12 protein-coding genes are annotated in these 14,194 nt (G+C 76.7%); 10 read left to right on the top strand and 2 right to left on the bottom strand.

Going from position 1 to position 14,194, the window contains the following annotated elements; genetic code table 11:
* Positions 1 to 174 precede the first annotated feature (174 nt).
* The 10 genes from mihF to GCU56_RS10895 all read left to right on the top strand — a co-directional run bounded on the left by mihF (position 175) and on the right by GCU56_RS10895 (position 9,387).
* Positions 175 to 525 carry an integration host factor, actinobacterial type gene (mihF, locus tag GCU56_RS10940; RefSeq protein ID WP_163481760.1) on the top strand — a complete coding sequence of 117 codons (351 nt, stop codon included), beginning with the start codon at positions 175 to 177 and terminating at the stop codon, positions 523 to 525.
* A 40-nt stretch (positions 526 to 565) separates the two neighbouring features.
* Positions 566 to 1,174: a guanylate kinase gene (gene gmk / locus GCU56_RS10935; RefSeq protein ID WP_163481759.1), complete on the top strand. Its 609-nt coding sequence runs from the start codon at positions 566 to 568 to the stop codon at positions 1,172 to 1,174.
* Positions 1,175 to 1,231: 57 nt separating this feature from the next.
* A complete protein-coding gene (gene rpoZ, locus GCU56_RS10930; protein WP_012949163.1) occupies positions 1,232 to 1,495 on the top strand; it encodes a DNA-directed RNA polymerase subunit omega in 264 nt (87 codons plus the stop codon).
* A gap of 121 nt (positions 1,496 to 1,616) precedes the next feature.
* Positions 1,617 to 2,828 (top strand): bifunctional phosphopantothenoylcysteine decarboxylase/phosphopantothenate--cysteine ligase CoaBC, encoded by a 1,212-nt coding sequence (coaBC, locus tag GCU56_RS10925; protein ID WP_163481758.1) that lies wholly within the window; start codon positions 1,617 to 1,619, stop codon positions 2,826 to 2,828.
* Between the two features lie 114 nt (positions 2,829 to 2,942).
* Positions 2,943 to 4,136, top strand: coding sequence for a methionine adenosyltransferase (gene metK, locus GCU56_RS10920; protein WP_163481757.1), 1,194 nt, complete (start codon positions 2,943 to 2,945; stop codon positions 4,134 to 4,136).
* Between the two features lie 23 nt (positions 4,137 to 4,159).
* The gene (locus GCU56_RS10915; protein ID WP_345771776.1) at positions 4,160 to 6,163 is read left to right on the top strand and encodes a primosomal protein N'; all 2,004 of its coding nucleotides are present in this window, start codon (positions 4,160 to 4,162) and stop codon (positions 6,161 to 6,163) included.
* Positions 6,164 to 6,266: 103 nt separating this feature from the next.
* The gene (locus GCU56_RS10910; RefSeq protein WP_163481756.1) at positions 6,267 to 6,506 is read left to right on the top strand and encodes a hypothetical protein; all 240 of its coding nucleotides are present in this window, start codon (positions 6,267 to 6,269) and stop codon (positions 6,504 to 6,506) included.
* A gap of 69 nt (positions 6,507 to 6,575) precedes the next feature.
* Positions 6,576 to 7,109 carry a peptide deformylase gene (gene def / locus GCU56_RS10905; protein WP_163481755.1) on the top strand — a complete coding sequence of 178 codons (534 nt, stop codon included), beginning with the start codon at positions 6,576 to 6,578 and terminating at the stop codon, positions 7,107 to 7,109.
* Positions 7,058 to 8,035, top strand: coding sequence for a methionyl-tRNA formyltransferase (gene fmt, locus GCU56_RS10900; protein WP_345771775.1), 978 nt, complete (start codon positions 7,058 to 7,060; stop codon positions 8,033 to 8,035). The genes def and fmt overlap by 52 nt, the downstream gene beginning before the upstream one ends.
* Positions 8,032 to 9,387: a transcription antitermination factor NusB gene (locus tag GCU56_RS10895; protein WP_163481754.1), complete on the top strand. Its 1,356-nt coding sequence runs from the start codon at positions 8,032 to 8,034 to the stop codon at positions 9,385 to 9,387. The genes fmt and GCU56_RS10895 overlap by 4 nt, the downstream gene beginning before the upstream one ends.
* On the opposite strand, the gene GCU56_RS10890 is transcribed toward GCU56_RS10895, so the two are convergent.
* Together GCU56_RS10890 and GCU56_RS10885 are read right to left on the bottom strand one after the other, a co-directional pair.
* The gene (locus tag GCU56_RS10890; RefSeq protein WP_163481753.1) at positions 9,359 to 10,048 is read right to left on the bottom strand and encodes a 4'-phosphopantetheinyl transferase family protein; all 690 of its coding nucleotides are present in this window, start codon (positions 10,046 to 10,048) and stop codon (positions 9,359 to 9,361) included. The genes GCU56_RS10895 and GCU56_RS10890 overlap by 29 nt on opposite strands.
* Before the next feature lie 20 nt (positions 10,049 to 10,068).
* Positions 10,069 to 14,073, bottom strand: coding sequence for a Pls/PosA family non-ribosomal peptide synthetase (locus tag GCU56_RS10885; RefSeq protein WP_163481752.1), 4,005 nt, complete (start codon positions 14,071 to 14,073; stop codon positions 10,069 to 10,071).
* Between the last annotated feature and the right edge of the window lie 121 nt (positions 14,074 to 14,194).

Genomic DNA, 14,194 nt, shown 5'->3' with positions numbered 1-14,194 from the left:
TGTGAACGGAAAGTGACAGGCGGGCGGACGCAACCGCGAAATCCTGGCGTGACCTGCGCATATGCCAGGAACTAGGTTGGCCGACAGGCTCAGCAGTGAGCTCTGCCCTCCGACACCGCACCGAGCCCCGTCCGGTCGACGCGACGACCGGCGACGACACGATTGGGTCGCACCATGCCCCTTCCCGACCTGTCCCCCGAACAGCGCGCCGCGGCCCTCGAGAAGGCCGCGGCCGCCCGCAAGGCCCGTGCCGAGCTGCGGGAGCGGCTCAAGACCAAGGGTGCCACCGTGGGCGACGTCCTCCGGCAGGGCGAGACCGACGAGGTCATCGGCAAGATGCGGGTCTCCGCGGTGCTGGAATCCCTGCCCGGCGTGGGCAAGGCGCGGGCTGCCAAGATCATGGAGCGGCTCGAGATCTCCCCGACCCGCCGGGTGCGCGGTCTGGGTGCCAACCAGCGCCGGGCCCTCGAGACGGAGTTCGGCGGCGAGCCGGTGGCCGCCGAGCAGGTCTCCGCCGAGGGCTGACCCGTCCGACCAGGCACCCGGATGCCGAGGACGACGACGCGTGCACAGTGCTGTCCAGGAGCGCACCCCGGCCCGGCTGACCGTGCTCTCCGGCCCCTCGGGGGTCGGCAAGGGCACGGTCGTGGCCGAGGTCCGGCGTCGGTACCCCGAGGTGTGGGTGTCGGTGTCGGCGACCACCCGGCGGGCCCGCCCGGGTGAGGTCGACGGGGTGCACTACTCCTTCCTCAGTGACGCCGAGTTCGACCGGCTGATCGCCGAGGACGGCCTGCTCGAGTGGGCCGAGTACGCCGGCAACCGCTACGGCACGCCGGCCGCCCCGGTGCGGGAGCGTCTCGCGACCGGGGCGCCGGCGCTGCTCGAGATCGAGCTGCAGGGGGCCCGCCAGGTCCGCGCGCGCGACGCCGACGCCCAGCTGGTGTTCCTGGCCCCGCCCTCGTGGGCGGAGCTGGTCAGCCGGCTGGCCGGGCGCGGCTCCGAGCCCCCGGCCGTGCAGGAGCGCCGGCTGGCGATCGCGCAGGCCGAGCTGGACGCCTCCGGGGAGTTCGACGTGGTGGTCGTCAACGACGACGTGGCCCGCGCCGCGGACGAGTTGGTAAGCTTGCTGACTGCGCCGTCGTCCGGCCCGGTCCGGGGCGGCGCCACCGAGTGACGCGGCCCCCCGCGCCGCCCGCACACTCGCCTGACGATCTGAGGAGCACGCCCGCCCGTGTCCGGAGTCGCACCCGCCCCCGAGGGCATCACCAACCCGCCGATCGACGAGCTGCTCGAGCGCACCAGCAGCAAGTACGGCCTGGTGATCTTCGCCGCCAAGCGCGCGCGGCAGATCAACGCCTACTACAGCCAGCTCTCCGAGGGCCTGCTCGAGTACGTCGGCCCGCTGGTCGACACCGCTCCGCAGGAGAAGCCCCTCTCGATCGCGCTGCGCGAGATCAACGAGGGCCTGCTCACCCACACCGCCGGCGAGAACTAGGCCTCGCCCCGGGTCCCGCCCTGAGCGTGCGGAGGGTGGGGAGGACGAGGTCCTTCAACCTTTGTGATGACGCCTCCGGCCGATGCCGGGGGCGTCATCGCGTCTGGCGGAGGATGACTGCATGAGTCGGATCGTGCTGGGCGTCAGCGGGGGAGTGGCCGCCTACAAGGCCGCCCTCCTGCTCCGGGCGTTCACCGAGGCCGGGCACGACGTGCGGGTCGTCCCCACGCCGGCGGCGCTGCACTTCGTCGGCGCGGCCACCTTCGAGGCGCTGTCGGGCAACCCGGTCACCACCGACGTCTGGTCCGACGTCGACGAGGTGGCCCACGTGCGGATCGGGCAGACCGCCGACCTGGTCGTCGTCGCCCCGGCCACGGCCGACCTGCTGGCCCGCGCCGCCGCCGGGCGGGCCGACGACCTGCTCACCGCCACCCTGCTCACCGCCCACTGCCCGGTGGTCTTCGTGCCGGCCATGCACACCGAGATGTGGCTGCACCCGGCCACGCAGGACAACGTGGCGACGCTGCGCCGCCGCGGGTCGGTCGTGCTGCCCCCTGCCGTCGGCCGTCTGACCGGCCCCGACTCCGGTCCCGGCCGCCTGCCCGAGCCGGCCGACGTGGCCGCGCTGGCGACGGTGGTGCTCGCCGGGGGAGCCGGGGCGCTCGCCCCCGACCTCGCCGGACGGCGCGTCGTGATCAGCGCCGGCGGCACCCGCGAGCCGCTGGACCCGGTCCGCTACCTGGGCAACCGGTCGTCGGGGAAGCAGGGCTGGGCGCTGGCCCGGGTCGCCGCCGCCCGCGGCGCCCAGGTCGTCCTGGTGGCGGCCAACGTCGAGCTGCCCGCCCCGTTCGGGGTCCGGGTCGTCCCGGCCGGGACCGCCGAGGACCTCCGGACGGCGGTGCTCGCGGAGGCGGCCGACGCCGACGTCGTGGTGATGGCCGCCGCCGTGGCCGACTTCCGGCCCGCGACCGTGGCCGGCACGAAGCTCAAGAAGGGCAGCGCGGCCGAGCCCAGCGCCGTCCCGCTGGTCCGCAACCCCGACGTGCTGGCCGAGCTGGTCGCCGAGCGCCGCGCCGGGCGGCTGGTCGTCGGCTTCGCCGCCGAGACCGGGGACGCCGACGGCGACGTGCTCGCCCACGCCCGCGCCAAGCTCGCCCGCAAGGGCTGCGACCTGCTGGTGGTCAACGACGTCTCCGGCGGGCGGGTGTTCGGCCGGTCCGACAACGCCGCGGTCGTCCTCGCCGCCGACGGCACCGCCACCGAGCTCGCCGAGGGCAGCAAGGACGCCGTCGCCGCCGGCGTCTGGAGCACCGTCGTCCCACGCCTGTCCTAGCCGGCTCCGCGGTCAGGCTGCGCGCCCCGCTGTCGGCGCCCGCCGGTACCGTGCACCAGACACGCTGCACCAGCAGCGCCCACCTCTCGTCGTCGCCGAACCAGGGAGTACCGCGTGCCACGCCGCCTCTTCACGTCCGAGTCGGTGACCGAGGGCCACCCGGACAAGATCGCCGACCAGATCAGCGACTCGATCCTGGACGCCATGCTGGAGCAGGACCCGCGCAGCCGGGTGGCCGTCGAGACGCTGATCACCACCGGCCAGGTGCACATCGCCGGCGAGGTCACCACCGGCGGCTACGTCGACATCGCCGAGATCGTCCGCCGCACCATCCTCCGCATCGGTTACGACTCCTCCCGCAAGGGCTTCGACGGGGCCTCGTGCGGGGTCAGCGTCTCCATCGGCTCGCAGTCGCCCGACATCGCCCAGGGCGTCGACACCGGCTTCGAGGCGCGCACCTCCGGGACGACGGACGACGAGATCGAGCGCCAGGGCGCCGGCGACCAGGGCCTGATGTTCGGCTACGCCACCGACGAGACGCCGGAGCTGATGCCCCTGCCGATCGCGCTGGCCCACCGGCTCTCGCGCCGCCTGTCGACCGTCCGCAAGGACGGCTCGGTGCCCTACCTGCGGCCCGACGGCAAGACCCAGGTCACCGTGGTCTACGAGGACGACCGGCCGGTCGCCGTGGACACCGTCGTGGTCTCCTCCCAGCACGCCGAGGACATCTCGATCGAGCAGCTGCTCGCCCCCGACGTCCAGGAGCTCGTCGTCGAGCCGGAGCTGGCCGCCCTCGGCCTGCCCACCGACGGCTACCGGTTGCTGGTCAACCCGACCGGCAAGTTCGTCATCGGCGGCCCGATGGGCGACGCCGGGCTGACCGGCCGCAAGATCATCGTGGACACCTACGGCGGCATGGCCCGCCACGGCGGTGGCGCCTTCTCCGGCAAGGACCCGTCGAAGGTCGACCGGTCCGGCGCCTACGCGATGCGCTGGGTGGCCAAGAACGTGGTCGCCGCCGGCCTGGCTCGTCGCTGCGAGGTGCAGGTCGCCTACGCGATCGGCGCCGCCCACCCGGTCGGCCTGTTCGTGGAGACCTTCGGCACCGGCACCGTCGCCGACGACGTCCTCGAGAAGGCGATCAGCTCGGTGTTCGACCTGCGCCCGGGCGCGATCGTGCGCGACCTGGACCTGCTCCGCCCGATCTACGCACCGACCGCCGCCTACGGCCACTTCGGCCGGACCGACGTCGAGCTGCCCTGGGAGCGGCTGGACCGCGTCGACGCCCTCCGCGCGGCCGCCGGCTGAGGGCGGTCCCCGCGAGGACCGCGGTGCCCCCCGCCCCGCACGAGCTCGGCGCGGGACCCGGCAGCGGGTCCGTGGCCCGGGTGGTCGTCGACGTGCCGCTGGCGCACCTCGACCGCCCGTTCGACTACGCCGTCCCGGAGGGGCTCGCCGGCACCGTGCAGGCCGGCTGCCGCGTGCGGGTGCGGTTCAGCGGCCAGCTGGTCGACGGGTTCGTCCTCGAGCTGGGCGAGACCACCGAGTTCACCGGCACGCTGATGCCGCTCGCGCACGTGCCGTCGGGCGAGCCGGTCCTCACCCCGCAGGTGGCCAGGCTGCTGCGGACGGTCGCCGACCGGTACGCGGGCACGATGAGCGACGTCCTGCGCCTGGCCGTGCCGCCCCGCCGCGCCGCCGCCGAGAAGCGGCCGACGCCGCTGCCGGAGTCGCTGCCCGGACCGCCGGACCCGGCCGGCTTCGCCCGCTACCCGGCGGGTCGCGCGCTGCTCGACGCCCTGGCGGAGGGGCGGCCGGCCCGGGCCGTCTGGACGGCGCTGCCCGGCGAGGACTGGCCCGCGCGGCTGGCCGAGCTGTGCCGTGCCGCACTCTCGGGACGGCGCGGGGCGCTGGTCGTGGTGCCCGACGGCCGGGACCTCGACCGGCTCGAAGCCGCTGCCGGCCGCCTCCTGCCGGAGCACTCGTACACGGTGCTGCGGGCGGGGGACTCGCCCGAGAAGCGCTACCGCTCCTTCCTGGCGGCCTCCCGCGGAGCCGCGCAGGTGGTCCTCGGCACCCGGGCGGCGATGTTCGCGCCGGTCCGCGACCTCGGCCTGGTGGTCGTGTGGGACGACGGCGACGACCTGCACTCCGACGAGCACGCGCCCTATCCGCACGCCCGGGACGTGCTCGTGCAGCGGGCCTGGCTGGACAGCTGTGCCGCGGTCGTCGCCGGGACCGCGCGCACGGCCGAGGCGGCCCTGCTGGTCGAGTCCGGCTGGGCGCACGAGGTGGTCGCCGACCGCAGCACCCTCCGGTCCGCCGCGCCGCGCGTGCAGGCACTGGGCGAGGACTTCGAACTGGCCCGCGACCCGGCCGCCCGGTCCGCCCGGCTCCCGTCGCTCGCGCACGAGGCGGCCCGCAAGGCGCTGGCCGCGGGAGCGCCGGTCCTCGTCCAGGTGCCCCGGCGCGGGTACGTCCCCTCGCTGGCCTGCGCGCGCTGCCGGGCACCCGCCCGCTGCGCGCACTGCGCCGGGCCGCTGGGCATCTCGGCCCGTCCAGGGCCGGGGGGCGCCCGCATCCCGGCCTGCCGCTGGTGCGCCCGCCCGGCGGCCACGTTCGACTGCCCGCACTGCCACGGCACCAAGCTGCGGGCCTCGGTGGTGGGGGAGTCCCGCACGGCCGAGGAGCTGGCGCGGGCCTTCCCGGGCGCGGCGGTGCGCACGTCCGGCAGCACCTCCGGCGTCCTCGCCACCGTGCCGGGCGGGCCGGGGCTGGTCGTCGCCACCCCGGGGGCCGAGCCGGTCGCCGAGGGCGGCTACGGGGCGGCGCTGCTGCTGGACTCGTGGGCGCTGCTCGGCCGGGCCGACCTCCGCGCGGGGGAGGAGACGCTGCGCCGGTGGATGAACGCGGCCACCCTGGTGCGCCCGGCCTCGGCCGGCGGCTCGGTGGTCGTCGCCGCCGACGCGGCGCACCCCGTCGTCCAGGCGCTGGTGCGCTGGGACCCCGCCTGGCTGGCCGCCCGCGAGCTGGCCGACCGGCGGGAGCTCGGCTTCCCGCCCGTCACCCGGATCGCCGCGCTGTCGGGTTCGCCGGCGGCGCTCGCGGAGTTCCTCGCCACCGCCCGCCTCCCGGCCGACGCCGACCTGCTCGGTCCGGTGCCCGAGCCGCCCCGCCCCGGTCAGGAGGGCGACCGCGAGCGCTACCTGGTCCGGGTGCCCCGCAGTGAGGGCGTGGCCCTGGCGGGCGCGCTGGCCGGCGTCCAGGGCGTGCGGAGCGCGAAGAAGGTGCCCGAGCACGTCCGCGTGCAGCTGGACCCGCTGGCCCTGGTCTGAGTGGCGGGTGTCAGCCCGACGCGGCCGGGGTAGGCCCCGGCCAGGTGCTGAGAACGGGCCCCTGACTGCCGGTCCGCGTGCCGCGGACCGGGGAGGAGTCTGCGTGACAGCGTCGAACCCACAGCCCGGCGACTCGCCCGCGGGCGGTGACGGGCCCCGTCCCTCCGACCTCCGGCGGTGGGCGATCCGCGCGCTGGTGGCCCTGGTGGTGCTGGTGGTCGTCGCGGCGATCGCCGTCCTGCTGTCCCGGGTCCTCGGCAGTGACGACCCCAGCGGCGGGCCGGACCGGGCTCTCGGCCTGCTGCTCGCCACGCCGGCGGGGCGGCTCCTGGCCGCCTGCTGAAGGACCCCCTGTCCCTACCGCTCGCACGCTCGTGGCGGGACCTCGCAGGCGGCCACCTACGCTGGCCCGGTGAGCGTGACCCCCATCCGGCTCTACGGCGACCCGGTGCTGCGGACGCCGGCCAGCCCGGTCGTCGACTTCGACCGGGAGCTCGAGCAGCTCGTCGCCGACCTGACCGACACCATGTTCGCCGCCGGCGGCGCCGGGCTGGCCGCACCGCAGCTCGGCGTGGGCCTGCGGGTGTTCACCTGGTTCGTCGACGGCGAGGTCGGCCACCTGGTCAACCCGGTCGTGACGACGGTGGGCGACGAGGTCGAGGAGGGGCCCGAGGGCTGCCTGTCCATCCCCGGCTACTCCTTCGACTGCCGACGGCACCTGCACGTGGCCGCGACCGGCGTCGACCTGCACGGCGAGCCGCTGCGGGTGGAGGGCTCGCACCTGCTCGCCCGGGCCGTCCAGCACGAGGTCGACCACCTGGACGGCGTGCTGTTCGTCGACCGGCTCGACGAGGAGGCGCGGGCGGCAGCGCTCGCGGTCATCGCCGAGGCCGAGTGGGCCGGCCACGGCGCCTGGGTCCCGCGCGTGGAGGTGAGCCCCCACTGAGGCTGCTCTTCGCCGGGACGCCGGAGGTCGCCGTCCCCTCGCTGGACCTGCTCCTGGACTCCGGGCACGAGGTCGCCGCCGTGCTCACCCGGCCCGACGCGCGGGCCGGCCGCGGCCGCCGGGTCAGCCGCTCACCGGTCGCCGAGCGCGCCGACGCCGCGGGCGTGCCGGTGCTGCAGCCGCGGGCCCCCCGCGACCCGGAGTTCCTCGGCACGCTCGCCGACCTCGGCGTCGACTGCGCGCCGGTGGTGGCCTACGGCGCCCTGGTGCCCCAGGCGGCCCTCGGCCTGCCGCGGCACGGCTGGGTGAACCTGCACTTCTCGCTGCTGCCCGCCTGGCGGGGCGCCGCGCCCGTGCAGCACGCCGTCATGGCCGGCGACGAGGTGACCGGCGCGTCGACCTTCCTGCTGGAGGCCGGGCTGGACACCGGGCCGGTGTACGGCGTGGTCACCGAGCCGGTCGCGCCGCGGGACACCGCCGGTGACCTGCTCGGCCGGCTCGCGGTCAGCGGCGCGCGACTGCTGCTGGCCACCCTCGACGGCATCGCGGCCGGCACGCTGGTGCCCGAGCCGCAGCCGGCCGAGGGCGTCAGCCTGGCCCCGCGGATCGAGCCGGCCGACGCCCGGGTCGACTGGGAGCTCCCCGCGTACGTCGTGGACCGGCGGGTGCGCGGTGTCACCCCGGCCCCGGGGGCCTGGACCACCTGGCGCGGCGACCGGCTCCGGCTGGGCCCGGTCGAGCCGCTGCCGACGTCCCTGGGCCTGGCACCCGGCGAGCTGTCGGTGGGGCCGACGGGCGTGCTGGTCGGCACCGGCCGCGGCGCGGTCCGGCTGGGCGACGTCCAGCCGGCCGGCAAGCGGGTGCTCCCCGCCGCCGACTGGGCCCGGGGCGCCCGCCCCGCGTCCGGTGAGCGGGTGGGGTCGTGAGCCGCCCGCCCCGCAAGGCGCCCCGCCCGCGGCTGGACGGCGCCCGGCTGACCGCCTACGACGTCCTCGACGGTGTCTCCTCCCGCGCCGCGTTCGCCAACCTGCTGCTGCCACAGCTGCTGCGCGAGCGGCAGCTCGAGCCGCGGGACGCGGCGTTCGCCACCCAGCTGGCCTACGGCACGCTGCGCGCCCAGGGCACCCTCGACGCGGTCCTCACCGGGCTGGTCTCCCGCCCGCTGGCCGAGCTGGACCCGCGCGTGCTGGACCTGCTCCGGCTCGGCGCCCACCAGCTGCTGGACCTGCGGGTGCCCGCGCACGCGGCGGTCGCGACCACCGTGGACCTCACCCGCGCGATCGTCGGCACCGGCGCCTCGGGCCTGGTCAACGCGGTGCTGCGCAAGGTCGCCGCCGGAGGGGACCGCGCCGCCTGGCTGGAGCGGCTGGGCGGCGGGCCGCAGGAGCGGCTGGCGCTGGCCACCGACCACCCGCGCTGGATCGTCGACGCCTGGCGCGACGCGCTCGGCGGCGAGGCGGAGCTCGAGGCCGCCCTGCTGGCCGACGACACCGCGCCCGAGGTCCACCTCGTCGCGCGCCGGGTGGCCCGCGACCGGCTGGCCGAGGAGTCCGGCGGAGAGCCGGGGCCGTGGTCGCCGTACGCCGTCCGGCTGCGCGGTGGGGACCCCGGCCGGCTCCCGTCGGTCCGGTCCGGTGCCGCGGCCGTGCAGGACGAGGGCAGCCAGCTGGCCGCGCTGCTGCTGACCCGGGTCCCGCTGGAGGGCTCCGACACCGCGTGGCTGGACACCTGCGCCGGTCCCGGGGGAAAGGCCGGCCTGCTGGCGGCCGTGCGCCCGGACGGCGTCCGGCTGACCGCGGCCGACCGCGCACCGCACCGGGCCGAGCTGGTGCGCCGTGCGCTGGACGGGGTGGACGACGTGGAGGTGCTGGTCGCCGACGGGCGGCAGCCGCCGTGGCCGGCGGGCTCCTTCGACCGCGTGCTGCTCGACGCGCCCTGCACCGGGCTCGGGGCCCTGCGCCGGCGGCCGGAGGTGCGCTGGCGCCGGACGCCGGAGGACGTCGCGCCGCTGGCCGAGCTGCAGACCGCCCTGCTCGACGGGGCCCTGACCTCGGTCCGCCCGGGCGGGGTGGTCGCCTACGTGACCTGCTCCCCGCACACGGCCGAGACGGTGGACGTGGCCGACGCCGCGGCCGCCCGGGAGGACGTCGAGGTGCTGCCGGTCGCCCCGCTGTTCCCGGAGGTCCCCGACGTCGCCCGGGGCCGCTACGGGCAGCTGTGGCCGCACCGGCACGGCACCGACGCCATGTTCATGGCCCTGCTGCGCCGCACCCGCTGACGGCCGGCGCCGGACCCGCGGCGGCCCGGCCGGCCACGGCGACCACGAGCAGGCCGTCGCGTGCCAGCCAGCGGCCGCGCAGGCCGTTCCCCAGCGGGCCCTGGCCGGCGGGCAGGGTGGCGGAGAACGTGCCGTGCCGGCCCAGGACGACCCGGACGTCGGCGTAGTCCAGCCAGCCGCCGGTCAGCGGGTACCACGCCTTGTAGACCGCCTCCTTGCAGCAGAACAGCAACCGGTCCCAGCAGGTCCCCGCGCACTCGACCGCCAGCCGGCGCAGGGCGGTCCGCTCGTCCGGCCGGGCGACGACCGGGAGCACGCCGTCGGGCAGGGGCAGCGCGGGCTCGGCGTCCACCCCGACCGTGCCCAGCTCGCGCCGCCGCGCCACCACGGCGGCCCGGTAGCCGGGGCAGTGGGTCAGGCTGCCGACCACGCCGGACGGCCAGACGGGAGCGCCGGACCGATCGCGGGGGACCGGGGCGGGCGGCAGTCCCAGCCCGGCCAGGGCGCGACGGGCCAGCTCGCGGCCGGTGGCGAACTCGGCGCGCCGGGCCGGGGTCACCCGGCCCGGCAGTGCCTCCTCGCCCGCTGCGGGGGTCGCCGACGGCAGGTCGCCCCAGGCCTCGGCGGACGCGGCTGCCGGCGGCAGGATCTGCTCGATCATCGCGGCCGTCCCCCGGCGGCTCAGCTCCGGGGGGCGCTCGCCGCGACCCGCGTCTCCGCCGCCGGGTTGCCGGCCCACCGCGTGCCGGCGGGCACCGCCGAGCCCTTCATGAGGAACGCGTCGGGGGCGAGGACGGCGCCGTCGCCGATGGTGACCCCGTAGTGGACGTAGGCACCGACGTCGAGCGTGCAGTCCGAGCCGATGTGGACCGCGTCGGAGCGGAAGGTGCCGTCCTCCATGGAGTGGCACTGGACGATCGTGCCGGCGTTGAGCACGCAGTCGTCGCCGATGGTCACCAGGGAGCGCTCGGCGATGCCGCAGCCGTCGTCGTAGAGCCGCCGCCCCACGCGGGCACCGAGCAGCCGCCAGACCAGCCCCTTGGCCGGCGTGCCGTTGAACAGCAGGAGGGTGTGCGACGGCGCCATGAGCTTCCAGTAGCGCTCGTGCCACCAGAAGTAGGGCTGGTAGATCGAGCAGGTCCGCGGCCGCAGCGGGCGGCGCACCACCAGCCGCTCGACGGTCAGGTCGTAGGCCACGCTGAACAGCACGCCCGTGACCACCAGGCCGACGATGGCCAGCACGCCGAGGTCGGCGTGCAGGTCCCAGGCCGCGAGGCCGAGCACGGTCAGGCCCACGGAGTGGCCCCACCGCACGAGCAGGAACAGGCCGATGGTGGCGAGGTTGTGCCGGTTCTTGGCCGCCAGGCCGCGGCGGAACGCCTCGCCCACCCGGAACCGGTCCAGGCTGGTGTCCCGCTCGACCGTCCGGGGGATCTCGAAGCAGGGCGAGCCGAGCAGGCCCACGTCCTGCCGCACCGGCCCGTCCAGCGGGATCATCGCCTTGGAGGCGACCAGGCAGTTGTCCCCGACCCGTGCCCCCGCGGGGTAGGCGATCGAGTTGCCGAAGAAGCTGCGGGCGCCGACCTGCACCGGCACGACACGGAACGACGTGCTCGAGTACTCGGCGTCGGCGAAGGCGACCCCGTCGGAGACCTGCGTGCCCCGCCCGACGGTGATCGGGTACGGCGTCTCGTGGTGCAGTGCCGAACCGAAGTTGGACCCGGTCTGCTCGACCTCACCCAGCCGGTAGCCCAGCGCGCGCAGGTAGTGGACGACGTAGGAGCTGTCCCCGGTGAGCTGCAGGTAGACCGGCACGTTGGTCAGCCGCTCGACCGCCCGGTGGGCCCAGTGACGCAGCCCGTAGAGGCGGTGGGTCCGCCCCGGCGGGACGAGCAGGCTCAGCACCCGCGGGACCGTGGTGACCACGGCCAGGCCGGTGAGCAGCGCCCCGAGGTAGAGCACCGTGGCCAGCACGACGGCGTTCCGGTAGAAGTCGCCGGTCCCGAGGCTCGTGGCGCCGTCGGCGAGCTCCGCCAGCAGGGGGAACTCGCGCAGCAGCACACCGGCGAGGGCCAGGCCGGCGGGCACGGTCACCAGCAGCAGGACCGCGAGCTGACCGGCGGCGAAGGCGGCCCGGCGCCGCGCGCTGCACGGAGCCGGTCCGATCCGCCGGTGGTCGACGTCCGTCGGCTGGGCCGGGGAGCCGTGCCACGACTCGCCGGCGGGCACGCACTGGTCTCCGTACAGGCAGGAGCTGTGCCCCAGCTGCGCGCCGTCACCGAGCGCCGACCCGGGGGCGAGCACGCTGCGCTGACCGACGAAGGCGCCGCGGCCGATGGTGACCGGCCCGGTCCGGATCCGGCCGGCGACGGCGGTGTAACCGGAGAACGCGACGTCCCGCCGGATGACGGTGTCCGCGCCGATGGTCAGCAGGTCGGTGCACACCGGGACGGCGGAGGAGAGGACGACGACCCGCGGGCCGATCCGGGCGCCCAGCGCGCGCAGGTGGAGCACGTACAGCGGCGACCCCCGGAACAGGGTCAGGGGGCTGGTCCGCTGCAGCGTCTTGACCAGCCAGAAGCGCACGTAGCCGACGGTCCACAGCGGGATCTCCCGCGCCCGCCAGCGCCCCACGAGCAGCCACTTGGCGGCGATCGGGACGAGGCACAGCACCAGGAACACCACGGCCCCGACGGCGACCGAGCGGAGGTAGGTCCCGAGCAGGCCGGCGTCGGCGGCGAGCCGGGGGAGGAGGGCGTCGACCAGGATCGCCATCAGGAACACCTGGCCGAGCAGCGCCAGCAGCTGCAGCACCCCGCAGAGCAGGTAGCGCGCGGTGCCCACGGCGGCCGGCGGCGCCGGCTGCGGCTCGGACGGCGGAGCGGGTGCGGTCGCCGCAGCGATGGCGAGCGCCCCGGCCAGCTCCCGGACCGTCGGGTGCAGGTAGACCTCCCGCGTCGAGACCGGGGGCAGCCCGCCGGTGTCCCGGGCCCGTGCGCAGAGGTGGGCGACGGCGAGCGAGCTGGCGCCCAGCTCGTCGAACAGGTGGGCGTCCACGGGCACCCGGTCGACCCCGAGCACGTCGGCGACCACCCCGGCCAGCGCCCGCTCCAGGGGGGACGCCGGCTGCTCCGCGTCGGGCAGCTGGCCGCGCGCGAGCCGGCCGGTCGGCGGCGGGAGCTGCGAGCGGTCCACCTTGCCGCTGCGCGTGGTCGGTATCTCGGCCAGCACCTGGAGGTGCGTCGGCACCATGTGCGCCGGGAGCAGGGCGCGCAGCTGGTCCCGGAGGGCCCGCGGGTCGGGGACGACGCCGCCGGCCGCGACGGTGTAGTACCCCACCAGCTCGACCAGACCCGGCTGCGGCTCGTGCGTGGCCACCACCGCCTGGGCGATCCCGGGCACCCGTGCGAGCACCGACTCGATCTCCCCGAGCTCGATCCGGTACCCGCGGATCTTCACCTGGCCGTCGGCGCGGCCGACGTAGTGCAGCCCGGCCGGATCGGCGCGCACCAGGTCACCGCTGCGGTAGGCGCGCGCCCAGCCGAGCGCGGGCAGCGGGCCGAAGGCGGCGGCGTCCTTCCCGGCGTCGAGGTACCGGGCCACTCCGGCACCGCCGATCACCAGCTCGCCGGTGCCGCCCCACGTCACCGGTCGCCCGTCGGCGGGGTCGACCACGGCGAGGTCCCAGCCGGTGAGCGGGAGGCCGATGCGGACCGGCTCGTCCGGGGACAGGCGCGCGGCCGAGGCCACCACGGTCGTCTCGGTGGGCCCGTAGGTGTTCCACACCTCCGCGCAGGCCGCGGTGAGCCGGTCGGCCAGCTCGCTGGTGCACGCCTCCCCGCCCAGGATGAGCAGGCGGATCCCGCGGAGTGCGGCCACCGGCCACATCGACGCCAGCGTCGGCACCGTCGACACCACGGTGACCCCCCGCTGCGCCAGCCACCCGCACAGCTCCGGGCCCGCCTTCACCAGCGCCCGGGGCGCCGGGACGAGGCAGGCGCCCGACCGCCAGGCCAGCCACATCTCCTCGCACGAGGCGTCGAAGGCGACCGACAGGCCGGCCAGCACGCGGTCCCCGGGGCCCAGGGGATCGGCGCGCAGGAAGAGCCGCGCCTCGGCGTCCACGAAGGCGGCGGCGCTGCGGTGCGACACGGCCACGCCCTTCGGCGTCCCGGTGCTGCCGGACGTGAAGATCACCCACGCGTCGTCGTCCGGCCCGGGCCGTCCGGCGCCGCGCCCGGCCCGGCGCCCGGCGCGGGGGACGACCTCGCCGCCGGGACCCACGACCGCGCAGGCCTCCGCCTCGCCGAGGACGAGGTCGACCCGGTCGTCCGGGTCGTCGGCGTCCACCGGCACGTAGGCGGCGCCGACGGCGAGGACGGCGAGGACGGACACGTACAGGTCCGCGGTCCCCGACGGGATCCGGATGCCGACCCGGTCGCCGCGGCCCACCCCCGCGGCGGCGAGCCGGTCGCCACGCGTCCGCACCTCGCGGAGCAGGTCCGCGTAGGTGAGGACCGAGCAGCCGTCGTCGACGGCCGGCGCCCCCGGATGGCGCAGCGCGGTGGCCTCCACGACGTCCCACAAGGTCCGGACCGGCGGCGGGGAGCCACCGCGGTAGACGGCCGGTGCCAGCGGTCTGGTGCCGACGGCGGCGGTCGAGGGACCGGCGGAGGTGGTGGTCATGGGAGTGCCCTCCTCTGGGCAGGATCCGCGTCCGTGCGGATGCCGGACGATCGGGTTCCGTCGGCACGGACGAGCCTGCGGCGAGGGTGCGAGCGGCTCCATACGACGTCGGTCGTAGTAC

Origin of the sequence: Geodermatophilus sabuli (assembly GCF_010686765.1) — a bacterium.
In the GTDB taxonomy this organism is placed as follows: Bacteria; Actinomycetota; Actinomycetes; order Mycobacteriales; family Geodermatophilaceae; genus Geodermatophilus; species Geodermatophilus sabuli_A.
The sequence above is the reverse complement of the archived record's forward strand: the minus strand, read 5'-3'. Positions and strand labels throughout refer to the sequence as shown.